The organism is Paenibacillus chitinolyticus NBRC 15660 (genome assembly GCF_000739915.1).
Taxonomy (GTDB): Bacteria; Bacillota; Bacilli; order Paenibacillales; family NBRC-103111; genus Paenibacillus_F; species Paenibacillus_F chitinolyticus.
In genome coordinates, this window is the sequence record NZ_BBJT01000005.1 from 134,798 (window position 1) to 156,846 (window position 22,049).

Genomic DNA, 22,049 nt, shown 5'->3' on the forward strand with positions numbered 1-22,049 from the left:
ATAAGATAAAAGGCAGAAATTCAAAAAAATCAGAAGGAGGAACTTCCTCTTGTCTTTTCCCAGCGACAGTCAATTTTTTCCCGTGACTTTAAACGGCGTTCCCGTAGGCGATCCGGTTGCGGATGTGAGTCCGGCCAGTACGGATATCGTCGGGAATACCCAGTTCCCCGCCGCTTATGTTTCATACGATACGACTTATGTCTATTTCCGTCTGAGGCTGAACGGAGACCCCCGCGCCAAAACCGGGTTTGATAACTTTGCCTGGGGGGTTCTTTTCAATACCGACAGCAATCCCGCCACTTACGAATGGGTTCTTGCCGTCAACGGCCAGAATGCCAGTATCGATCTCATCGAAAATAAAATTAAAGTGCCGAACACCTTTAACGACCCGGCCGAAGGCATTGACGGAAAAGGGACGCCGGCCTATACGCGTCCGATTATCAATTTCGATCTGGCGCGGGTGAAACCGACCGGAGACGGGTCCCGTTTCGGCGGAAATGAAAATTATTTTCTCGATTTTTTCATACCGGCTTCCGTCCTGTTCGGAGCGCTCGGGATTACGAGCCAGACGCCTCTCCAGTTTATTTTTTTCAGCTCCGCGAACAATAACAACTTCAACAAAGATTTTCTGATTCCCGTAGGCAGCACGTTTACTTCGGGTTTCAGCGATCCCGTTGCGCCCCAAGGATTTAACGCGCAGGCTAGACTCGTCCTGGCCAAAACTTTGACCTCTTCGCCGGGTGCGGCCGTCCTGACCGGACAGGTGGCATCGTATACAGGGACCTTCGCGATATCGAACCAGGGGAAAAGCCAGGCCAACGCCGTGCTGGTTACCGATGTGTTCGGACTTGACACGGTATCCTCCCTGACCGTCTCCGGCGTTACGCAGGGCCTCTCCACGGTGAATCCGCTGAGCAGCACAATCAGTTGGAACGCGGGAAATCTTGCGCCCGGCCAGACTGTGACGCTGACTTTCATCGTGCAGGGAGCTTTCCTGACTGCCGGAGCGGGCAGCCGCATCCTGAATACGGCCGCGGGAACCGGATTCGACAGTCTGACCGGACAGGCGATTACAGCCGGTCCGGCAGCGAACTCTATTGCCGTCGTAACGGCCGGAGGCGTCACCGGCACCGTATACAACGGGATGACCGCACTGCCCCTTGCAGGCGCCGCCTTGCAGCTTACAAACGCCCAGAATCAGGCGCCCGTCAACCAAACGAGCGGAACCGGAGGGGCGTACGGTTTTTCCAATCTGGCACCGGGAACTTACACTCTCACGGTTTCTTTTGCCGGTTTCGCTGCCCAAACCGTACCTGTAACGGTTAACGCCGGTACCGTCACTCCGTTGGATATCACCCTGCGGCCGCAGCCGGCTTCTCTGAGCGGAACCGTTGCCGATCAGGCGGGAAACGTTCTTCCCGGAGCCGTTATCCGCATCCAATCCCCGTTCGGCGCCATCGTCGCCGAAACGACTGCCGGCGCGGCGGGACAATACCAGCTCTCGGTTCCCGCCGGAACGTATACCGTAATCGCGACCGCAAACGGCTTCCAGTCCCAGGTGAATACCCTGCAGCTTCAGCCGGCGCAAAGCGTATCCGCTTCGTTTAACCTCGCGGCTCTGCCGGGTACCGTAAGCGGCGTGATCACCGTCTCCGGGTCAGGAACTCCACTTGCCGGAGCGCTCGTTGAAGCGTTGAACGAACGAGGCCAGCAGATCGCTACCGCCGTCAGCGCCGCGGACGGTTCGTATGCGATAAGCAGCCTCGCGCCGGGCAATTACCGCATCCGCGCAAGCGAGCCCTCCTTCACGACGGATATTGCCGGAGCAGCGGTCCTCGCGGGTCAGACGGCAACCGTCAATATCGGCTTAAGCCCCGCGCCCGGCACGCTTACCGGCCAGGTAACGGACGCTTTGTCCGGCGTACCGCTAAGCGGCGCCGTCGTCCGTGTCGTCACGGCTGAAGGGATAACCGCGGCAACCGCGGTAACCGATGCCGGAGGAACTTACGTCATCAACAGTCTGCAGCCGGTCAATTATACGGTCACGTTCAGCGAAACCGCGTATGCCAGCCAGACGACAGGTGTTTCGATTGCGCCCGGCGCCCAAAGCGTGCTGGATATCGCGCTGCAGCAGCTGGCCGGTTCCATTACCGGCGTTGTGACGGACCTGAACGGGAATCCTCTGGAAAATGCGGTGATCCGCATTTTCATGAACAGTTTTGTCGTCGCCACGCTGAATGCCGACCAGAACGGACGGTTCGACATCCACGGGCTCGCTCCCGGTTCCTACATGGTCCGTGCCGAAACACCGGGTTACCAGCGCCAGCTGATCGGCGCTTTCATTCAGCCCGGAGAAATTGTCGAGGTCGATTTCGCCCTGGCTCCTCAGCCCGGCACTTTAACGGGAACCGTTACAACGGGGACGTCGCCCGTACAGGGAGCGGTCCTCGTTGTGCGTCAGACGGACAACAGTGTAATCGGGCGGACAATTACTTCCGCCGACGGCACTTTCGTACTGGAGGAGCTAGCGCCGGGAACTTATACGGCGGCTGTTTTTGCCGACGGGCTCCAGACGCAGATTAAAGGGTTCAGCATCACCCCCGACCAGACGACCACCGTTTCTTATAACCTGGAGCCTTTACCGGGGATTCTTGCCGGAACCGTATACAATGCCTCCACTAACCAGCTCCTGGCGGATATTCCCGTTGCGGTACGCATTGTGGACACGAACGGACTTGTGATCCAAAGTTTGTTTACGGACCAGTTCGGCGCATTTACGGCTCCTAACCTGGCACCCGGCAGTTACACGGCGATCGTGTCCTCCACTGACTTTCAGACGAATCTCGTCAGCTTCCTGATCGCCGCCGGACAGACAACGACGATCCGCGCAGGTCTGATTCCGAGCCCCGGACAGATCAGCGGAACGGTAACCGCCGCCGGGACAGACACGGGCATTTCCGGCGCCTCCATCCGTGTCAGCAACTATACGGGGACGCTGATCGCTACCGTTCTTACCGACAGCAGCGGTTACTTCAGGGCAGAGGGCCTGGCTCCCGACACGTACATCGTCACGGCTTCCCAAACGGGTTTTCAGCAGGGCAGCATCGGGGCCATTGTGAGCGCCGGTCAAACGACGACCACCGGTCTCAGCCTTCTCCCGCTTCCCGGATCGGTCAGCGGCGCGATCTTCCCCGCCGTGGACGGAACCGTGATCCAGATTTACGACCGGAACAATCTGCTGATCGAAGAAGAGCTGGTGAGCACGGGGAACGGGACATTCCGATTCGACTCCCTCGCACCGGGCGCCTATATCGTGACGGCAACACCGCCCGGTTACGCCGTCGCGAAAGCGGGCGCAGTCGTGGAAGCCGGACAGGAATCAAGCGTGACGCTTACTCTATCCCCGCTGTTGTCGGTGCTCACGGGCCGCATCACAGATACCGCGGACAGCCCTGTGGATACGGCCGTCATCCGGGTCTTAGACGGGAATGAAACCTTGCTGGGAACGGGTTATGCCGATGCAAACGGTGCTTATGTCGTCGACAACATTCCCGCAGGCAATCATTTTCTGGTGGTTTCGGCTCCCGGATTCTCAACCGTTGTCCTTGGCATAGCGGCCCTTCCCAGTGTGGATTTGACGGGAATCGACATCCGCCTCGTTCCCGATTCCGGGTCCGTCAGCGGGCAAATCACGAACGCTTCGGACGGAAGCCCGCTTCCTTCCGCCACTGTATTGATCCGCAGCGCGGACGTGAGCAACCTTCTTATTGCGACAGCTACCAGTTCCCTGTTCGGCAATTTCTTCGTAAGCGGTCTGTCTCCGGGTGCTTATACCGTAGTGGCGGAAGCGGAGGGATTCGCGGCAGGCACGGCCGGAGCTATCGTAGTCAGCGATCAGGAAACCGCAGCCAGTCTGGCTCTCCGGCCCCTAAGCGGCGTAGTGACGGGCAGCATAACGGACGTCTCGGGCGCTACCCTGACCGGTTCGGAAACCCAGGTCAAAATCTTCAACGAAGCGGGGATTCTCCTGTTCGCTTACCTGGCCGATGCGGACGGGCGCTTTACAACGCCGGAGCTGGCTCCCGGCAGCTATGTCCTTACGGCATCCGCTCCGGGCTTCGCTTCCGCCTCCGTGCTCGCCACGGTCACTGCCGGTTCGGCGGACACCGTTACGCTCGTTTTGACCCAGCAAAATTCGCTCCTGACCGGCAATGTCATCAACCGGAACGGATCCGCTCCCGTACCCGGAAGCATGGTCACTCTGCTGAATGCGGCCGGTCAGACGGTCGATCAATCGGTTGCCGATCTAAGCGGAAATTTTACGATCGACAAAGTAACCGCCGGTGCCTATACACTGAGCGTTACCGGTGACGGTTTCGGCAGCACCTCTCTCGGTGTCGTGCTCCGGCCCGGGCAGACGACGGCCGTCACCGTCCCGCTGGAGCCGTCACCCGGCAGTGTCAGCGGCTTCGTCATCGACCGTGTCACTTCAGCCCCTCTGGCGGGTGCGGACGTGCGGATCGAAGACGCGGCCGGTGTGCCGGTTAATACGGTTCAAACCGACAGCAGCGGGTTTTATCTCTTCAATAATCTCAGTTCCGGAGATTATAAAGTGACAGCCGAAGCGGCCGGTTTCGGCTCGCAAAACGGCGGCGCTCCGGTGGCTCCCGGGCGGAGCACCGACTACAGCTTTGCCTTGAGCCCGCTGCCTGCTTCTCTATCCGGCACGGTGACTAGCGCCGCCGGCGCCAGGCCGCTTGCCGGTGTCTTTGTGGAAGTCCGCCAGCTCAACACTTACGGCACCGTCTTGACGGATACGACGACTGACGCGGCCGGCCGTTATACGCTGGACGGCCTTGCAGCCGGCAATTACACGGTCGTGTTCAGCCTAGCGGGCTTTGGCCAGCAGACGGACGCCTTTTTTGCCGCCCCCGGGCAAAATACGGGCGTGGACGCCCGGCTGTCTCCGACGTCAAACGATTTGAACGGGACGGTCGTGACGCCGCCAACCGTTCCCGTGTTTCCGCCTCCTCCGGTCGTGGACGTCTACGACGACCGGAACACGCCGGTCGTGACGGTCCCGACGGACCCGTCCGGGCAGTTCACGGCTGACGGGATAGCCGCGGGGGACTACACGGTCATCGTGCAGAAACCCGGCCTGTCGTACAGCCAGCAGGTTGTAACGGTCGTTCCCGGCTTTACCCCGAATATCGTTCTCTCTCCGGGGAGCCCGCCATTTGCCGTTACGGGTGCCGTTCAGGACGAATCGACCGGCAATCCGGTTCCGGGCGCTTCCGTCCAGATCCTGAACGAGAATTTAACGCCGGTCGACCGGACGCTGGCCGACGGAACGGGTCTGTTCCTGCTGGGCGGCCTGCGCCCCGGAAGTTACACGGTCACCGTATCCAGCGAGCTCTTCGGCTCCAAGTCGGCCGCAGTCTCCCTGGCTGCCGGAACTCCGCCTCCCCCTGTAGCCGTGGCGCTGAACCCTTTGTTCGGCACTTTGACGGGCACGGTAACGGACAGGAACGGACGGCTCTTAGCCAACGTGTTCGTTCAGCTCTTCGATCCTTCCGGGCTCTTCCTGAGAAGCGTGACAACCAGTACCAGTGGCGTGTATACGGTCACTAACCTGGCCCCCGGCTTCTATTCCGCGCGCTATACGCTCGAAGACAAACAACCGGCCGTGCGCACACTGATCATCGCCGCAAATGAAACGACCGTTCTAAATGTCGTCCTGGAAGACGATACGGAAGAATAAACGAATCACGAAAAAATCCCCGTCGGATTTCTCCGGCCGGGATTTTTTGTGATCTTTTCCACGGTTGAAAAGGTTTAAACGATTCGATCGGAGGCCGTTACCGGTTACCGGTCGGCGGCGGGCACCCAGTCTTTCACGCCGTTGTCTTCGAGAATCCCCAACGTGACGTCCGCGATATCGGGGTCTCCCAGCAGCTTGTCGCGCACACGGAATTTGATATCGTCCGCTTCGGCAAGCGTCAGGCCCGGTTTCAGTTCGATCAAGCCTTCCACATGGTAGTACCGGCCTTCCTGAAGAACGCGCAGCTGATAAATGTCCGTCACCAGCGATTCGGCAAAGATAAGGGCGGACACCTTGTCCTCCACGTCCGGAGGCGCGGATACGCCGATGAGGCCGACCATATTGTCGTAGCCGACGCGGAACGCGACGAATATCATAAGCAAACCGATCAGGACAGTCATCAACCCGTCAAGGGCACTGAAATTCGTAAGCGAGGTAACCACCACCGCAATAAGTGCCAGCAGAGCACCCGTGGTCGCAACCAGATCTTCGTAGAAGACGAGCCGCGTCGGAGGCGCCGCACGTTTCACATGCTTGAAGGAAGCCTTGACGATTCCAAAACCGGACGCTTCCGCCCTGGATTCTTTGATGACCTCCTTCATCGCCTTGTACAGCACGTAGCCGTCAATCACGATCGACAGGATCAGAACCGAAAGATTCAGCCAAAATCCGTGCGATTCGGCCGGTTGCTGCAGCAGGTGCAGCCCTTCTCTTATCGTTTCGTAGGCCATGAAGGTGACGACGAGAACCGCAATCATGCAGAAGATATTGATGACGCGGCCGAAACCCGTCGGAAATCGGCGGGTCGCCTTTTTCTCCGCAAGTACGCTTCCGGTAAATACGAACATCTGGTTGACGGCATCCGCAATGGAGTGCATGGTGGACGCAAACATGGCACCGCTGCCCGTGAGCGATGCGGCGACACCTTTTACGATGGCAATTATCGTATTGCCCAAGGCCGCCGTAGCCGAAGACATATTGCCTTTCTTGATCAATTCCAACCAATTCGTACGTTCAGCATCCGGGCTCATAAGAAAATAAATCCTCCTAGGTAAAAAGGTAGTTTAGGGATAGGTTACCACGAAACCATTCCGCCAAATCATCCATACGCGGGAAGGGTAAAAGCGGTTTCATTGTCCAACCCGAAAAACCCCCTTTCATTTGCGCGCTTCGGGCAAGTCATTCTTGCCGACAGCCATGCAATAGAAAGGGGATTCGTGTCCGGACCGGTCAGCTCCAGACGTTCTGTCTTTCTTTGGACTGGATCGCGCCCGACGGGTCCAGATCCACTTCGCCGTCGGCCGCCGAATCGTCGGCCCGCAGCCCGATCCGCTCGTGGGCGCTGACATCCTCGAATATTTTGAGCGGAATCGTATCGTCGGCGGACTTGCCGCCTGCCGTTACGTCTTCAAAAGCGGACTGGCGGATTTCACCGCCCCGGGTATCCGTTAAGCCTCTGGCTCCGGGCCCGGTCTTTGCCGGCGTGTCCGCTTGCCTTCCGCTCTCGGTCTGCCTGCTCACTGCGCATTCCTCCTCGTCATCGTTGTCGCTATCCTCGCGGAAAAGGTTCCGATGATAGGTTTCCCGACTGCCGACATGCTACTCCCGCAGCCTCCCCATCCTTACCCGGCTTATTTGAATCCGGTCATGGCGATGCCGCGGATAATCTGCTTCTGAAACAGCAGAAACACCGCAAGCAGAGGCAGGATAGAGATAGCGGCGCCCGCCATGATGAGCGTCCAGCTTCCGCTGTCACCCGATTCGCTGGAGAAAAACGCAAGCCCGACGGGGATCGTCAAATGCTCCGGCGTCTGCGTGACGATCAGCGGCCAGATAAACGCGTTCCAGCTGCCCAGAAAGGTTAAAATGCACAGCGTGGCCAGCGCCGGCTTGACCAGCGGAACGACCACGCGGAGCAGAATGCCCCACTCGCCCATCCCGTCGATACGGGCCGCATCTAGCAGATCGCGCGGAACGGATTCCATGAACTGCTTCATAAGAAAGATGCCGAACGCGGAAATGAGGCCCGGAAAAAGAACACCCAGGTAAGTATCGACCAGCTCCAGCTTAGCGGCAAGCAGATACCATGGGATGATCAGCATTTCGGTCGGGACCATCAGCGTGCTTAGGATGCCGACGAAAATGACGGTTTTACCCGGAAACGTAAATTTCGCCAAAATGTAGCCGACCACCGTATCGAAAAAGCAGACGGAGACCGTCGTAATGACGGCAACGACCAGACTATTGACGATCCAGGTCGCATACAGCGTCTCCGCGAAAAGCGTCCGGACGTTGTCCAAGGTGGCCTCCGGCGGAATCAGGCTCAGAGAAAACACATCCTGCGGCGTTTTTAGCGTGGTCGCGATCATCCACAGGAAAGGAAACAGCATTACAATCGCGCCCGCGCCCAGAAGAAAATAAGCGGAAAAGGCAGACGCACGGATACGATACCGGGCTGTACGTTTGACTGCTTGTTCGCTGCCCCGCCTTCGGAATCCGGCATGCTCCGCGGCCCAATCATATTTGCTCATGGCCGTTCTCCTTTTAATACTCGACTTTTCGGTTCAACGTTTTAAGCTGCAGCAGCGACAAGAGAAGAATAAGGAGGAACAAGACGACGGTAGCCGCGGTAGCCTGCCCCATATTGAACTGCTTGAACGCAAGCTCGTAAATATACACCACGACGGATTTCGTAGAGTTAAGCGGCCCGCCCCCGGACGTCATGTTCAAAATCTGGGTGAAAGACTGCAGATACGAAATACTTGCAATAATGACGGAAAACAGCAGGACCGGGTTCAGCAGGGGCAGCGTCACATGCACGAACCGCTGCCACGCACCCGCTCCGTCGATGGCGGCCGCTTCCTCGTATTCTTTCGGGATATTTTCCAGCCCCGTGAGGAAAATCAGCATTTGAAAGCCGAGGTTCTGCCAGATCATAGCGGCGGTGACGATAAAAATAGCTTGGTCCGGCGAACCGAGGAACAGTTGGGACGGCAGGCCCAATTGGAGCAAAAGGCCGTTGACGATGCCGTTCTTCATGAAGATCCAGCGGAACACCCAGCTCACGGCTACGACGCTGGTGACGTAGGGCAGGAAGTAAACCGTCCGGAAAAAAGCTCTGAACCGGATAATCCGCCGAAGAAGCAAGGCAATGGCAAGCCCGGCCGCAAGCTGCCCGGGTACCCCGAGCAGGACGTAAAAAACCGTATTTCGGAGCGAAGTCAGGAATACCGGGTCATGGTATAAAGCAACGTAATTGGAGAAACCGACGAACGGCTTCTCCTCCGACAGCAGATCCCATTCGCGGAAGCCGACCAGAAAGGAATACACGATGGGGACGATCCGGACGCCGATGAAAAACAGCAGCGGAACGAGCAGGCAGGCGTAAACGAAAAAGAGCCGCTGCCGCTTCATTTTTTAGCCTGCTTCGCCCAATAGTCGTCGTAGAGCTTCTGGGTTTTGGCCACCAGTTCCTCGAAAGCCTTCTCAGCGGGAACTTTGTTCAGCACGACGCTGTCCGCGGCCTGCACGAAATAGTCCCGCTCCAGCTTTTCATCCACAAAGAAGTGGGCGTTGGCATCGCCGAGCTGGCGGATGAACGGGCCGATTTTCTCGTCCTTGGCGTACTTATCCTGAAGGGCGACGGCTTTGGATGCCGGCAGCTCGCCGACTTTTTCCACCCACTGCTCCTGCACCTCTTTGCTCGTCAAAAACTTGAGGAATTCGGTTGCCGCCTCGAGCTTTTTCCCTTTGGCGTTCTTGGTGATTCCGTTGGCCCAGAAAGAAGCTTGCGTGGCTTTTCCTTTGTACGCGGGCAGCGGGGCCACGGCGAAATTCAGATTCGGCACATCCTTCTTGAGTCCGCCGAGCTGGAACGAGCCGTCGATATTCATCGCCGCATGGCCGCCTTTGAACGCCGTAATATCATCGTTGTAAAAATCTTTCGTTCCGACCTTATGTACGGTGGCAAAATCAAGCAGATACTTGAACGCTTGAAGTCCCGCAGGAGTCTCGTTCCATAGGACGCGCCTCCGGTCTTCGCTGATATCTTTGCCGCCGGCCTGATATACAAGCGCATCCCGGTACCAGTGATGCAGTTGGGAATTGGGCTGCCAGGCCATGCCTTCGACGACAAATTCGCCTTTGGCGTCCTTCTCGGTCAACTTCTTCGAATAGTCCACGAGTTCCTCCCATGTCGCGGGAGGTTTAGCCGGGTCCAGACCCGCTTTTGCAAACAAATCCTTGTTGTAGTAGAGCCCCAGCGTCCGGACGGCCGTCGGAATCGCATAGTAGCTGCCGCCGATTTTAGCCGCTTCGACGAACGGGAAAAATTCTTCTTTGATCTTCGAATCCGGGAACGATTCCTTCGGCAAAGGCTGCAAATAACCCGATGCCGTGTATTTCGGAAGCCAGCCGTAGTACAGGTTGATTACATCCGGTCCTTTGCCGGCCGGGATCAGCGTCGCCACCTTTTCGTTATACTGGTCGTAAGGGAAATTGGTTTGTTTGACGGTAATGTTCGGGTGCGTCTTTTCGAATTCTTTAATAAGCGAATTGATGAGATCCACCTTGACCGGATACTGGTACTGCCAGTACTCGATCGTGACTTTCTCGTCCTTGCCCGCGTCCCCGGATTGCTGCCCGGATGCGTCTTTGGCGCCGTCCCCGGAAGCGGACCTGCTCCCCGAGCAGCCGGCCATCAAACCCGCGCTCAGCGCGGCGGTCAGCGTTAACACCGCAAGACGGAAAAACGCGGGCTGCGGCTTGCCTTTTTGACGCTGCTCTGTTTTCCCGTTGTTTTTTTCCGATTTGCTGCTCATAGGACTTCAACCCCTTTATGTTCTTGAACGCTTGCGGCCGTATCCGGAAGACGGAGCAGCCTTCTCGCGTTATTGCCGAAAATGCTCTGTATGTCCGTTTCACGGAAACGCAGTTCCCTGCATACGCGAACCTGATCCTGCAAGTAGCGGTAGACGTACCCGCGGGGAAAGCCGCTGGAATCCGATCCGTACACGACGCGTTCGGGACCGATCAGCTCCACGGTTTTGCGGAAGAGGGTTTCCAACGTCAGGTCGTAGGGCGCCCACCGCATCCACTGGTTGGAGCCGGACGTGTCGACGATCACGTTCGGGCATCCCCAGCACAGGTGCAGCAGCTCCTGATAGTAGCCCGCTCCGAAGTGCGGAATGAGGATCGGGATGTCCGTAAACTCCCGGGCCACGTTAAAAATGGCCAAGGGATTGATGTTCCGGTGCTGCACGATGCCGCCCGTATGCCCCAGAAGCCCGAAGTGGATCAGCACGGGCAGCTTGCGCTCCGCCAGGAAGCTCCAAACCGGCCGGAGCGACGGATCGTCCAGCGACGTCTGGATAAGCGGACCGAACAATTTGTAACCCCGGAGCCCCAGTTCGTCTACGGCCCGCTGCAGCTCTTCCACCGCATCCGGCGCTTCGATGGAATGATGGGCGAAGCCCGTAAATTTGCCGGGATACTTGGAAATTTGTTCCTTTAGATCGTCGTTTCCCCTGGCGGTAAGAAAATTCAATCCCCCGATTCCGTACTTGTCGAGCTCGTCGGCCCAGCGGTCGATAAGCGGCCGCCCCGCACCCGGACCGGTGTCCGGTCCGGACGGAAAATCCCAGGTGAGCCGCATCCGCTCTCCCCGTGCGGCCTGTGCGCCGTCGATCACTTCATCGTGTTTGACAAACTGCTGCGCGTAAGGCAAGTGCCCGTGAATATCGAAGACTTTGAACCCGTCTTTGAACATGGTCCCTTCCTCCTTCTCCTGCTGCTCTCCCTGCATCCCCCGGCACCATTCATCCCCTGAGGGAACCGGGATTCCTTCGTCGGGCAGGTGCCCGCCAACTAAAAAAGACACTATCCGCGTTAAGCGAAATAGTGTCTCCAGTGGTCTGGTCAACAAATTATTCTTTTATCCAATGGGAATACTAGGAATTATAAAACGCCGCTGAAAAACTGTCAAACTCTTTTTTCTGATCCCGGCGAAGACGCGGCCCCTTACCCGATTGTAATTTTTCCTTCCGGGTAGCGGTACAGCTCTTTCGTCCCCTTCGGTGTCAGCGCGTAGGCAAGTGTCAGCGGACCCAGCCGGCCGACAAACATCAGGATCGCCATCAGCACCTTGCTCGGTGAAGTAAGCTCCGGCGTCAGCCCCAGGGAAATGCCGGCCGTACCGAAAGCGGACGTGACCTCGAACAGCATTTTGATAAAAGGACCGTCCTGCAGAACCGACAGAATCATCGTACCCGTCACGACCAGAATGAGGGATGCCAGCGTTAGCGTCGTCGCTTTATAAATGCGTTCCTCCGGGAGTCTTTTGCGGAAAAACACGATATCCTCCTTGCCCCGGACCATCGTAATGACGGCGCCTAAGAGAATCGCGAACGTCGTGATTTTGATCCCTCCGCCCGCTGAACCCGGCGCCGCCCCGATAAACATAAGGATAATAACGAAGAACTGGGTTGCCTGGCGGAACGATTCGATATCGATCGTATTCATACCCGTCGACCGGGTCGTTGCCGACTGGAAGAAAGCGGCGAAGATTTTGCCCGGAAGACTAAGCGGCTGCATCGTCAGCGGGTTCGTGTACTCGAAGATAAAGACCACGACGGAACCCAGCAGAATCAGCAGGCCTGTTGCCGTAAGCACAACTTTGGAGTGGAGCGTCAGCTTCCGGGTCCGCTTGAAGTCAAGCAAGTCCGCTATGACGATAAATCCGATCCCCCCCAGAATCATAAGCCCGATAACTACGATATTCACGTAAGCATCGTTCACATACGCCATCAGGCTTCCCTGGGCTCCGGGCAGACTGCTGAACAAATCGAAACCGGCGTTATTGAAGATCGAAATACTATGAAACACGCCAAAGTAAACCGCTTGTCCAAGCGGCATGTCGAAAGCCCAGCGTACCGCCAGGAGAACCGCTCCCGCCAACTCAATGGCAAGCGCGTAGGTCAGCACCTTGCGGATCAGCCGCACGATGCCCTCCACGGACCCTTGATTCATCGCTTCCTGCAAAAGAAGCCGCTCCTTGAGGGTGATCCGTTTGCGAAGCACGAGCGCGATCAAGGTCGCCATCGTCATAAATCCGAGCCCGCCCACCTGAACCAGCATAAGGATGACGATCTGGCCGAACAGCGAAAAATGCACGCCCGCGTTCAGCACGGAAAGCCCCGTCACACATGCCGCCGAAGTCGACATAAAAAAAGCGTCCAAGTAAGAGATCGGCTCTCCGGTGGAGGAGGCGGCAGGCAGCGAAAGCAGCACCGATCCTATTAAAATAATAGCCAGGATTCCGAGCGCCAAAATTTGCGGAGGCGTAAAGCGGACCAGAATCCTTCGTTTTTTACCCATGTTCCTAATCTCCTTCTCACAAACACATTCCCCTCTATCCTACCCAAAAAAGAAAAGGAAAGCCACCCGATCGGTGAGCTTTCCCGAGATTAAGGGACGGAGCCCTTCACGGGCACGCGCCCGTCTATTTCTTCCTTCTCATATGTATTTGCGGACGGCCTCTATCACTCTATCGGCGCAGGCCCGGTTGCCCGCTTCGCTTAGGTGCAGATTATCCTCGCAGATAAAGCTTTGCAGATCGCGCTTGACGACGGCGTTCAAGTCGTTGATTTCCACGCCGTGATGCCGCATCAGCTCCGCTGCGGCCGCATTGTATGCGTCTATTTCCGCGTTGCTTCTGCCTATGGCATCGACCGGAACGGGCGTAGTCGTAGCAAAAATAACCGCCGCTCCCGTCCTTCGCAGCTCATTGAGAATTCGTCCGAGCGTCAGAATGTATTCATCCAGAGAGGTCAGCGCTTCGACCATCGGCGCCTCATGGTGAAGATCCCAAAGCCCGTTGTTCCAATGGATAATATCCGGCGTCCCGAGATCTCTGATCCACAAGTTCGCCCCCCAGAGCGTATGCTTGGCAAAACGGCCGTTTTCCTCCGGCCCTACGACCTCGGCCTGTCCCTCTAATGCGGCCCTCACCAGCGGCTGATAGCCGATCCGGATCGAATCCCCCAGCAGCATCACTTTCTTCATCTTCGCGCAGCCTCCTGTTATTTCATGATGAACATGCAGCGGCACACAGCCGCAGTTCCCCGCCGGGTCTTCATCAGCGCCCGCCTGTCAGCAAGATCTTCCCGGCCCGCCCGGACTCGAAAGCCGCCACGGCGGCATGCACCTCGTCCAGTCCGAAGCCGGCGGCGATCTTCATCAGGCTCAGCCTTCCGTCCCGGACAAGCTCCATAATCTCCTCGAACGCCCCGAACCAATCCGCCGTGGAAGCATGGCGAATCCAGTGCCGGAGCCAGAACGGCCGGGCGTCCACCCGGTACAGCCGGGACAACGCCGCCCAGTCCGCCGGCACCCCGGACAGCAGCCCGATGCTGAACACGGTGCCGCCGGGCCGCACGCAGCCGGCGAGAGCCGCTCCGTCCGGGCCGCCTATGCTGTCCACGGCCGCGGTCGCTCCCCGGCCGCCTGTCTTGGACAGCACCGCCTCGCGAAGCGGTGTGCCGGCGGTGACGATGACGTGAGCCAGGCCGAGGCGCTGCAGCTCCTCCGTATGAGCTTCGCTGCGGGTAACCGCAATAAGCTCATAGTTGAAAACCGCCGCCAGCTGCGCGAACACTCGGCCGATCGCCGAGCCGCCGGCGTTGACGACGAGCGTATCGCCGTACTTCAGGCGAAGCGCCCCGCAAACCGCCCAGGCGGTCACCGGGTTGATGTAGAGCTGGGCGGCCGTCTCGTCGGGAATGTCGGGCGGAACCGGAATCGCCAGCCCGGCGGGCGCAAGGACCGATTCCTGCCAGGTCCCTTCGCCGCGCAGCGGGAGAACCCGTCTGCCGAGCAGCTCCGGCGGCACGGAAGGGCCCGTCTCCTCGACGATTCCCACGCCTTCGTAGCCGGGCACCGCAGGGAGGGCGATCCGGTGGGCATAGGCCCCGCGCACGGGGATCAGGTCCGACGGATTGATGGGCCGGGCCAGCATCCGCACCCGGATCTCGCCCGGGCCGGGCGGGACGACGGGGGTGCGGCGGATCTCCAGCACTTCAGCCGGAGGGCCGAACCGGTCGTAATAGACGCTTTTGTTAAGCACGCTGTTCTCTCCCGTGATGTCAATTTTCAGAAGCCGGGCCAGGGGCGGCATACGCTGAACGGATCTGCGGCCAACGTGCGGACGGGTTTCCTGCCCCGTGCAGCGCCCGGGCCGCCAAACGGTACCGTTCATCCGCCAACTGCCGCGCCCGGTTTACGGCCTTTCCGGCGTGCTCTCTCCGGGCTCTCCGAATGAGATTCCTTCCCGGTCGTCGAGGCGCACCAGACTCCCGTCCGTTCGGACGGACAACGGGTGGGGATGCGAACTTTTCTCGCCCGCAAACCAGACCCGGCCTTTTTTCACCACGATAAAAAGCCCGTGCTCGTCGCCGACCGGCGCAAACGTATCGCTCGGTGTCATCCAGGCCTCCAGGTCTGCCTCCCGCTTCAAAGCCCGCAAAGCGGCGGACACATCGTCCACCGGCATTCCGATTTCGCTGACGCACAGAAAATCTTCTTCGCCGAACGGTTTCTGCGACGCATTGTCAAGATTATGCCGGGCGATCAGCTCCACAATATTGCCAGCCGGGTCTTTGAAATATACGGCATGGGCGTTCCAGCTTTCGAAATGAACGACAGGGTCCCCCTCCTCGCCGAGAAGTTCCACCCTGTCCCGGAGCCAGTCGGCCGCTTCTTCGATCTTATTCTCCGGAATGTTGAATGCGAAGTGATAGAAGCTATCGTCATCCTGGGCCGTGCGGACGAACGTCACGTTCGTATTCCCGGCCCGGAATGAAAAGGAGGCGCCGGTCTCTCCGGTCAACGGCAGCCGCAGCCGCTCCCCGTAAAATTGTTTTAATTCGGATAGATTCGAAGCGTGGAGGGTAAGTTCTACTATTTTCATGATGTTCACTCCTTATGATTCATCCTCGGGCCCGGAACGCTCATGACCGCGAGGGATTCAAGCCCTTCTTCTTCCCCTAAACCGCTTCACGCCTGCGGTCGCCGAGCACGACGGACGTTTCGATCTGCCGGTCCGGTATGGTCCAGTACGTGCGCAGCAGCCGTTCCTTCTCCGCCTCGGGCACAAGAGAGAAGCCGTTTTTGAGATAAAAGGCGATCGCCCAGGAAGCGTCTGCCCACGTACCGATCAGGAACGGTTTCTCCGTCAGGTTCGTCAAATAAGCCAGCAGCCGGCTGCCGATGCCCCCCTTGCGCTGGTCCGTCCTCACATAGGCGTGCCGGATGAGGAAAACGTCGCCTTTGTCCTGGATGCCCATCACCCCGATCAGACGCCCGCCGTCCTCATACCCCCAGAACACTACGCCGCTGCCGATCTCGCTTTGCAGTTCCTCCATCGTCATGTAAGGCTCGTGAAACCGGTCGGCCGGTATAATTCCTTTGTAGGCGGCGGCCGCATCGTTAATAATGTCGTAAATAGCGCGGATATCTTTTTCGGTACAAATTCGGATCATAAGTGAGTGCCTCCCGTTAATCATGGATTTGCGGCCGCAGACAGACGCGCCTATTGCAGCAGCTTCGGAAAGTTACGGTCAAGTCATTGGCTTACTTGTGCAAAAGACGGCAAGGGCGCAGCCTCCAGGCTGATCTTGCCGGAACAGTTAAGGGATGTTAGTACCGGCTGTCCGCCGGTTCTGCCTTTTTTTAGCGGATTCATGCCATAGTGCGCTGATCCCGATCGCTGTAGCGGTGAAAAGCGGATAGAAGGGTATTAGAAACACTGCCAGCATGTACATAGCGTAGAAATTATCTTCGCCTGGAAGCACAAGCGCCAGAACAGCGCCGATCAAGAGCCAGTAAGGAAACCACAGAACCGCCGCCCAGAAGGCAGACGCCCGGCCTTGCATCCAGTTCTTCGTTATCCGCATGCAGAACCATGTGAGCAAACCGGCCAAAAGGAACGTTCCTCCGACAACCATCTTCACCGAGATCGAATAAGATAGGCCGAGAGGTTTGACTACGTTCATTCCGTATAGCAAACCGTGCCCGAATACGAGAACGACACACGCATATCCCGCGCTGATTCCGTTCAATTTGAGAAAAGCGTTCACGCCTGTTCATCCTTTTTGCCGCACAGCCGTTATTTTCCTGATTATACCATAGGGGTCTATCCACTCCGCAACTGAAAAAGGCCCCCCCTCTAGAAAGAAGGAGGCCCTGAGGCGGTCAATCTCCGAAACCGGAAGAGGTTTCCTTCACAATGGCCTGAACTTCGATCTCCACCAGCAGCTCGGGATCGATTAAGGCCCGCACCTCCACCATCGTGGATGCCGGACGAATATCCTTGAAAAATTCCCCGTGGGCTTTGCCGATCTCTTCCCACCGGCCGATATCCGTTACGAACATGCGCGTCCTTACGACATCGGCCAATTTGGCTCCCGCCCGGTTAAGCGCCTCTTCGATAATTTCCAGTGCGCATTTCGTCTGGGCGTACGCGTCTCCTATGCCTACAACGGCTCCATCTTTCATGGCGGTCGTTCCCGCTACTTCCACGATATTGCCGACTCTAACCGCTCTGCTGTATCCGACAACAGGCTCCCACGGCGAACCGGATGAGATATTCTTTCTTTTGGTCATGGTTTCTCTCTTCCTCTCCGATAAATCTGATTGCCGTCCGTTCTTTATTCTTTCGCAGACCGGCAATTAACGCTTGGCAAAAACGGCCGCTCCGCCCGACCCGAGCACCATAAACGCTTCTCCGGACGGTGAAAAACCGCCCTTCAGCCAGCCGTCGAGCCGTGGAATCTCCAGCATAACAGCTCCGGCCAAATACCGGTACTCCCTGGAGAAAACATTCTCGAGGATCACGGAAGCTCTCGGCCACCACGGGTAAATGACCTCCAGCCTCCAGCCTTCGGCGTTCATCTGAATGCCGTCTCCACCGTCCAGCCCGAAGACGCCGATCTCTTCCCCCGTCTCCGGCACGGCGAATTTTAACCCGCCGGCGTCGAGATGCCCTTCGGTCTTCGCCTCGTCGCGTTCTCTGACTAGCCGCTGCCCGGTAAAGGCATCCGTGATGCTGTAGCCGCTGCCGATCAGGACGATCCGGCCGTCTCCGTCCCAGCCGCCGGCCGTTACTCCCGCAGCCTCAATAACCGTCTGCAGACGCCAGGGCGGCGGCGGTTCTCCCGGAGTCAGACGCCTGGCCTGTCGCAGCAGATCCCGCTCGAAGTCCGTCCTTGGATCGGCCGGGTCTTTTTTCGAAAATAGCACGAGATTCTCCTCTCCTCTCCGCTCCGCTCTGAACAAGCTGCCTATGGGAGCTTCTTATGCACGCTTAGCCGCCCGGACCGCCTGATGAACAACAAAATAAAACGACACATAAACAATCCCGATCATAAGGCCGAACAACAGGGAGAAAAGCATCACCGGCGCATGAAGGCTCTCCAAGGCGATCCGTTTAATGAGGCTTACATCCCTCAGCACGTCCCAACTGTTTAGCCGGTATACTCTGCCCAGCAGTACGCCGTATCCGCCGAGCAGCGCTGCCGCCGCCACAAAGCCCCAGGCAAGCAGGGAACCTGCGGCAAGCCGGATAAGCGAATGAACTTGGTATAGGGAATATACGCAAAGCAGCAGACCGTTCCACGCAAATAATACGAGAACGAGCAGATCGTACCAGTACCGGAACGCAAACGTTCCTTGACCGGAGGCATAAAGCCCCTTCATCGCGGTTAAATGAACCAGGTCCGTCACGATATAAGGGGCGTTCGGATAGAACAGCAGCCAGCCTGCCCCCAGAACGACGATGATAGCGGCTCTCATCCGGCTCTGTGCCCGGCGCCCGATCTCATAAGCGATAAACGAGAACACGAACGGAACCCACGCCAGAAATAAATTCCAAGTCAAAAAATCGAAGTACGTCTTGTTCCGGAAAACGGAATAGACCAGCAGCGTAAGTGCCGACAGAGCCGCCAGAAACGCGGCCGATTTCCACGCAGACAGGTGTATCATTCATGCTCCTTCTTCCGCGGGGACAACGGCGGCACTCTCGTCCGCCTAATCCTGCAGGGAGAAAACCTCATATGATCCGGCATAGATCAGCCCCAATTTCTCCGCAAGCCCCTTGGACTTCAAATTTGCCGCATCCCAGCTCGGATACAGATCGTGCTCCAGGCAGTGCAGCAGAAATGCGGCCGCAACCCGGGTCGCCAGGCCGAACTTCCGGTAGTCCGGGTGTGTCATAATGCCGATTTCCACGCCCGTACGGCATACCATCGCGGTCGTGCATGCGGCCGCAACTTCGCCTTCCGCGCGGATGCAGTAGCCGAACCCGGTCTCCATAAATTGTTCCGCCGTGTCGTAATTCACGAAGTGATAATGCTGGAGCGGGTCGCCGAACATGTCCCGGGCCAGCTCCGGCGTGATCTTTTCCACTTTGTAATCCGGATGCTCCGTCAGCTCCTTCAAAGGGCCGGGCCGCAGCGACTCCGGGGAAAACATGTACCGCTCGCCGCGGATCAGCTTGCCGCCGTGAATGTGCCGTGCCCGCTGCACCCAGCCTGGAGATGAAGGCATGATATAGCAGTGGGCGGGAAGCTCCTCCAGCCATTGCCCCGCGGAAGGGCACGTGGAATCACCGGCGAAATAGACGAAGCTCCCCTGATTGATCTGAGCGCTCGAAGGATTCGTCAAGGAATCGACGTAGATCCGGATCTCTCCGCCGGCTTGGCCTTCCAGCACGCTGTCTATACAGACGTCCACCCGGCGGACCTCTTCAAACAGTCTTGTCAGATGCGGCCTTATGGCGGCGTTTACTTTTGTCATCGTGTGCATGACCTTGAATGTCTCCAGTCTGTGTCCGTCGTGATGCCGCTCCGGTTGCCGGAGCCGTTCTATTGCATGCTGTCCGTGTTGGCGGACAATCTTTTCATCTCTTCATCGGTAAAATTTCGGACCGATTTCTGTTCGGCGAATTTTTCGCTGTTGAATTGCGCGGATTTGTTTCTCGGAATGGACAAGCTGTTCCATTCTTCTTTTTTGAGCAGCTTGGCCGCATAGACAATCTGCCCGACGTGGTAAGGATAATGGGCCAACTGCCGGTTAATGGCTTCGATCACGGTATGGCCTTCGTTGCGGATATAAATGATCTGCTCCAGCTGATCGGGACTCAAGGAATCCAGAGCATGGAATAGGCAGTTCCAGCCTTCTTTCCACTTGTCCAGAAGCTGCTCTTTGTCCGAAAGGCTGTGCCCGAATTCGGCGTCGCGGTCGCGCCACTCTTTCTCCCCGTCCGTCGTAAGAAAATCGGTCCAGCGGGAAAGCATATTCCCGCTCAAATGAGCCACTATCGTCGCAATACTGTTCGTGTCTTCGTTGTAAGCCGTAAACAACTGCTCCGGCTCCAGCTGGTCCATCGCTTTCTCCCCGAGTGTTTTGTAGTAGAGAAATTGTTTGCGTACACTTTCCAGATAAATCTGATTCGCACTCATTTCGGTCACCCCGGTTATTTATTTTTTTTCGACGCGGTCCAGAAAGCCGGCACGACCGGCGGAATCGCGATGATCCACGGAATCGTAACCGTCCCTCCGGCAAACAAAGCGAAAACCATAAGAACCACTATGCCCAAAATAATATACAGACAACCTCTGCCGAACGTCTCCATCGTCGTCCTCCTCCCAGGTCTCCCACGTGGGTCCCTTGGAGGCAAATGATGCCCGGCTGCTTTAATCCTTGTAGAGGGTCTTGTTTAAAATGCCCCGGACAAAACCGGTTTTCCTCTCACAGTATGTATCTCTATCATAGCGGAATTCGGCCGCCAAATCTTCCTTAAGCCGCTGATACCGTTCCCGTGCCGCAGGATGGGCACGCAAATAATCGCGAAAAGCGATATGCTCCAAATAGCCGCGCCCATCCTTGGGACATACGTAGAGATGATAAGCCATGAAGCCGTCCTCGTACGTCCGTTTGAACGCTTCCCGGCCCTCCACCCCCAGATTGCCCTCGTGCCGGAAGCCCGCTTTCCCGAGACGCTCCACAATGGCGGGGAACACTTCGTAACTGTCCATGACGACATCGATGTCCAGGATCGGTTTGGCTCCCAAGCCTTCCACCGACGTACTGCCGACATGTTCAATGGCGAGAACGAGGTCGCCGATATGCCGTTCGAGTTCGGCCCGCATGCTCTCGAAAGCGATTTTCCACGCTGGGTCGTAGGGAACTATCCGGACTTCTTTCGTTTTATTCACCACGGGCACTGTCCCTCCTTCCGGTATTTCATGCCGCTGGCAAACACCTCGAAACCGAACCGTTCATAATAACCGACTATCGGATCCGAGCAAAAAAGCTCCATATGTAATTGACGGGTGATGCACCGCTGCATAAGCCGTTTCATCAGCTCGCTTCCGATTCCCTTCTTCTGATAGTCCGGATGGACGGCGAGGCCGCATAGAAACGCGGTCATCACGCCGTCCGATACGACTCTGCCCGTGCCGATCAGGCGGCCCCCATCATAAGCGCTCGCCACATACCAGCTTCCCCGCATCGTATCATGGAGCTGCCGTGCGGACAGCTTAAGGAATTCGTTCCAGCCGAATTGCTCATACAGGTCATAGATGGCTTCACCCGAAGGAATTTCGTCCGAATACACAATGTTCATGTTTTCACTCCTCAATCGGCCGTGATCTTCCATGCGGCGGCTGCGTCCGTTCTCATTCGGACTTGCTCACCCACGCGTCGACAAGATCGGTCCGGGTCGCCATTTCCGCCGTCCTCAGAAAAAACCAGAGAAACCCCGCATAAAAACCGACCAGCGGATAGCGGAAAGACGCCGGCTTGTTGCCTTCGAAATAAAAGTGTCCGGTCCAGGCTAACGCATAATGTAGGACGGCAAGCGCCAAGGTAAGACGGATGTCGATCCACAGAAAGATCCAAGCCATAAATGCCGCCAGGAACGCAAAATAATGCAGCGTCCGGTTTACCGGATTCCGGTGCTCTTCCAAATAACCCTTCATATCCCGTCTAACGCGCTCCATGCTCATCCCGCAACTGTCCTCCCGTTTCCGGTTGTTCTCCGCTGCTGCTTCTGCACCTGTCTTTCTACTTTACCATTGAACGGTCCCGTTAGGGTATATTTTCCTTCCCCGCCTGTCCTACGCACGATTAACGGCAAAAAGAAAAATCCGCAGCGAGTGCGGATTTCAATTAA

General features: G+C 57.4%; 23 protein-coding genes. 2 read left to right on the forward strand and 21 right to left on the reverse strand.

All coding sequences use genetic code 11. From position 1 onward, the window contains the following. The first annotated feature begins 49 nt into the window (after positions 1-49). Complete coding sequence (locus tag PCH01S_RS13845; protein WP_042230198.1) at positions 50-5,761, forward strand: carboxypeptidase regulatory-like domain-containing protein; 5,712 nt, start codon at positions 50-52, stop codon at positions 5,759-5,761. A 104-nt stretch (positions 5,762-5,865) separates the two neighbouring features. Here the strand turns inward: PCH01S_RS13845 and PCH01S_RS13850 are convergent, their stop codons facing one another. From PCH01S_RS13850 to PCH01S_RS13890, 9 genes are all read right to left on the reverse strand, one after another. Further along, complete coding sequence (locus PCH01S_RS13850; protein WP_042230200.1) at positions 5,866-6,852, reverse strand: cation diffusion facilitator family transporter; 987 nt, start codon at positions 6,850-6,852, stop codon at positions 5,866-5,868. A 199-nt stretch (positions 6,853-7,051) separates the two neighbouring features. After that, entirely contained in the window at positions 7,052-7,342 is a 291-nt protein-coding gene (locus PCH01S_RS13855; protein ID WP_042230201.1) for a hypothetical protein, read from the reverse strand. 110 nt (positions 7,343-7,452) lie between these two features. Next, positions 7,453-8,352 carry a carbohydrate ABC transporter permease gene (locus tag PCH01S_RS13860; protein ID WP_042230202.1) on the reverse strand — a complete coding sequence of 300 codons (900 nt, stop codon included), beginning with the start codon at positions 8,350-8,352 and terminating at the stop codon, positions 7,453-7,455. Between the two features lie 13 nt (positions 8,353-8,365). Then, complete coding sequence (locus PCH01S_RS13865; protein WP_042230204.1) at positions 8,366-9,235, reverse strand: carbohydrate ABC transporter permease; 870 nt, start codon at positions 9,233-9,235, stop codon at positions 8,366-8,368. Continuing rightward, a complete protein-coding gene (locus PCH01S_RS13870; protein ID WP_042230205.1) occupies positions 9,232-10,641 on the reverse strand; it encodes an extracellular solute-binding protein in 1,410 nt (469 codons plus the stop codon). Before PCH01S_RS13870 ends, PCH01S_RS13865 begins: the two co-directional genes overlap by 4 nt. Beyond that, positions 10,638-11,588 (reverse strand): amidohydrolase family protein, encoded by a 951-nt coding sequence (locus PCH01S_RS13875; RefSeq protein WP_042230206.1) that lies wholly within the window; start codon positions 11,586-11,588, stop codon positions 10,638-10,640. The genes PCH01S_RS13870 and PCH01S_RS13875 overlap by 4 nt, the downstream gene beginning before the upstream one ends. A gap of 251 nt (positions 11,589-11,839) precedes the next feature. After that, on the reverse strand, positions 11,840-13,195 hold the full coding sequence (locus PCH01S_RS13880) for a TrkH family potassium uptake protein (RefSeq protein ID WP_042230208.1): 1,356 nt from the start codon (positions 13,193-13,195) through the stop codon (positions 11,840-11,842). A gap of 138 nt (positions 13,196-13,333) precedes the next feature. Next, positions 13,334-13,882: an SGNH/GDSL hydrolase family protein gene (locus PCH01S_RS13885; RefSeq protein ID WP_042230210.1), complete on the reverse strand. Its 549-nt coding sequence runs from the start codon at positions 13,880-13,882 to the stop codon at positions 13,334-13,336. A 73-nt stretch (positions 13,883-13,955) separates the two neighbouring features. Further along, positions 13,956-14,834: a zinc-dependent alcohol dehydrogenase family protein gene (locus PCH01S_RS13890; protein ID WP_407670224.1), complete on the reverse strand. Its 879-nt coding sequence runs from the start codon at positions 14,832-14,834 to the stop codon at positions 13,956-13,958. Between PCH01S_RS13890 and PCH01S_RS31360 the strand changes: the two genes are divergently transcribed. Continuing rightward, positions 14,775-15,137, forward strand: a complete 363-nt coding sequence (locus PCH01S_RS31360) for a hypothetical protein (RefSeq protein WP_241688927.1) — start codon at positions 14,775-14,777, stop codon at positions 15,135-15,137. The genes PCH01S_RS13890 and PCH01S_RS31360 overlap by 60 nt on opposite strands. Here the strand turns inward: PCH01S_RS31360 and PCH01S_RS13895 are convergent. The 12 genes from PCH01S_RS13895 to PCH01S_RS13945 form a co-directional block, all read right to left on the reverse strand. Then, the gene (locus PCH01S_RS13895) at positions 15,096-15,785 is read right to left on the reverse strand and encodes a VOC family protein (protein WP_042230212.1); all 690 of its coding nucleotides are present in this window, start codon (positions 15,783-15,785) and stop codon (positions 15,096-15,098) included. The genes PCH01S_RS31360 and PCH01S_RS13895 overlap by 42 nt on opposite strands. Before the next feature lie 76 nt (positions 15,786-15,861). Next, on the reverse strand, positions 15,862-16,356 hold the full coding sequence (locus tag PCH01S_RS13900) for a GNAT family N-acetyltransferase (protein WP_042230214.1): 495 nt from the start codon (positions 16,354-16,356) through the stop codon (positions 15,862-15,864). Positions 16,357-16,503: 147 nt separating this feature from the next. Next, complete coding sequence (locus PCH01S_RS13905) at positions 16,504-16,953, reverse strand: hypothetical protein (protein ID WP_042230216.1); 450 nt, start codon at positions 16,951-16,953, stop codon at positions 16,504-16,506. 115 nt (positions 16,954-17,068) lie between these two features. Next, positions 17,069-17,479, reverse strand: coding sequence for a RidA family protein (locus PCH01S_RS13910; RefSeq protein ID WP_042230218.1), 411 nt, complete (start codon positions 17,477-17,479; stop codon positions 17,069-17,071). Positions 17,480-17,545: 66 nt separating this feature from the next. Next, positions 17,546-18,115, reverse strand: a complete 570-nt coding sequence (locus tag PCH01S_RS13915) for a hypothetical protein (protein ID WP_042230221.1) — start codon at positions 18,113-18,115, stop codon at positions 17,546-17,548. 54 nt (positions 18,116-18,169) lie between these two features. Continuing rightward, positions 18,170-18,856 carry a DUF1361 domain-containing protein gene (locus tag PCH01S_RS13920; RefSeq protein ID WP_042230223.1) on the reverse strand — a complete coding sequence of 229 codons (687 nt, stop codon included), beginning with the start codon at positions 18,854-18,856 and terminating at the stop codon, positions 18,170-18,172. Between the two features lie 45 nt (positions 18,857-18,901). Then, entirely contained in the window at positions 18,902-19,678 is a 777-nt protein-coding gene (locus tag PCH01S_RS13925; protein ID WP_042230224.1) for a GNAT family N-acetyltransferase, read from the reverse strand. Positions 19,679-19,737: 59 nt separating this feature from the next. Beyond that, the gene (locus tag PCH01S_RS13930) at positions 19,738-20,334 is read right to left on the reverse strand and encodes a DUF1572 family protein (RefSeq protein ID WP_042230227.1); all 597 of its coding nucleotides are present in this window, start codon (positions 20,332-20,334) and stop codon (positions 19,738-19,740) included. 14 nt (positions 20,335-20,348) lie between these two features. Then, positions 20,349-20,507: a hypothetical protein gene (locus PCH01S_RS30895; protein WP_164977151.1), complete on the reverse strand. Its 159-nt coding sequence runs from the start codon at positions 20,505-20,507 to the stop codon at positions 20,349-20,351. A gap of 61 nt (positions 20,508-20,568) precedes the next feature. Next, complete coding sequence (locus tag PCH01S_RS13935; protein ID WP_042230229.1) at positions 20,569-21,093, reverse strand: GrpB family protein; 525 nt, start codon at positions 21,091-21,093, stop codon at positions 20,569-20,571. Continuing rightward, entirely contained in the window at positions 21,087-21,500 is a 414-nt protein-coding gene (locus PCH01S_RS13940) for a GNAT family N-acetyltransferase (RefSeq protein ID WP_042230230.1), read from the reverse strand. Before PCH01S_RS13940 ends, PCH01S_RS13935 begins: the two co-directional genes overlap by 7 nt. Before the next feature lie 52 nt (positions 21,501-21,552). Then, the gene (locus PCH01S_RS13945) at positions 21,553-21,882 is read right to left on the reverse strand and encodes a DUF962 domain-containing protein (RefSeq protein WP_042230233.1); all 330 of its coding nucleotides are present in this window, start codon (positions 21,880-21,882) and stop codon (positions 21,553-21,555) included. Positions 21,883-22,049: the final 167 nt, after the last annotated feature.

Coding starts and splice junctions, on each gene's coding strand:
- PCH01S_RS13875 (WP_042230206.1), bottom strand. CDS start 11,588: ATGTTCAAAGACGGGTTCAAAGTCTTCGATATTCACGGGCACTTGCCT.
- PCH01S_RS13890 (WP_407670224.1), bottom strand. CDS start 14,834: ATGCTGGCCCGGCCCATCAATCCGTCGGACCTGATCCCCGTGCGCGGG.
- PCH01S_RS13925 (WP_042230224.1), bottom strand. CDS start 19,678: ATGCACACGATGACAAAAGTAAACGCCGCCATAAGGCCGCATCTGACA.
- PCH01S_RS13945 (WP_042230233.1), bottom strand. CDS start 21,882: ATGAGCATGGAGCGCGTTAGACGGGATATGAAGGGTTATTTGGAAGAG.
- PCH01S_RS13900 (WP_042230214.1), bottom strand. CDS start 16,356: ATGATCCGAATTTGTACCGAAAAAGATATCCGCGCTATTTACGACATT.
- PCH01S_RS13850 (WP_042230200.1), bottom strand. CDS start 6,852: ATGAGCCCGGATGCTGAACGTACGAATTGGTTGGAATTGATCAAGAAA.
- PCH01S_RS13940 (WP_042230230.1), bottom strand. CDS start 21,500: ATGAACATTGTGTATTCGGACGAAATTCCTTCGGGTGAAGCCATCTAT.
- PCH01S_RS13910 (WP_042230218.1), bottom strand. CDS start 17,479: ATGACCAAAAGAAAGAATATCTCATCCGGTTCGCCGTGGGAGCCTGTT.
- PCH01S_RS13885 (WP_042230210.1), bottom strand. CDS start 13,882: ATGAAGAAAGTGATGCTGCTGGGGGATTCGATCCGGATCGGCTATCAG.
- PCH01S_RS13860 (WP_042230202.1), bottom strand. CDS start 8,352: ATGAGCAAATATGATTGGGCCGCGGAGCATGCCGGATTCCGAAGGCGG.
- PCH01S_RS13870 (WP_042230205.1), bottom strand. CDS start 10,641: ATGAGCAGCAAATCGGAAAAAAACAACGGGAAAACAGAGCAGCGTCAA.
- PCH01S_RS13920 (WP_042230223.1), bottom strand. CDS start 18,856: ATGATACACCTGTCTGCGTGGAAATCGGCCGCGTTTCTGGCGGCTCTG.
- PCH01S_RS30895 (WP_164977151.1), bottom strand. CDS start 20,507: ATGGAGACGTTCGGCAGAGGTTGTCTGTATATTATTTTGGGCATAGTG.
- PCH01S_RS13880 (WP_042230208.1), bottom strand. CDS start 13,195: ATGGGTAAAAAACGAAGGATTCTGGTCCGCTTTACGCCTCCGCAAATT.
- PCH01S_RS13930 (WP_042230227.1), bottom strand. CDS start 20,334: ATGAGTGCGAATCAGATTTATCTGGAAAGTGTACGCAAACAATTTCTC.
- PCH01S_RS13895 (WP_042230212.1), bottom strand. CDS start 15,785: ATGAAAATAGTAGAACTTACCCTCCACGCTTCGAATCTATCCGAATTA.
- PCH01S_RS13865 (WP_042230204.1), bottom strand. CDS start 9,235: ATGAAGCGGCAGCGGCTCTTTTTCGTTTACGCCTGCCTGCTCGTTCCG.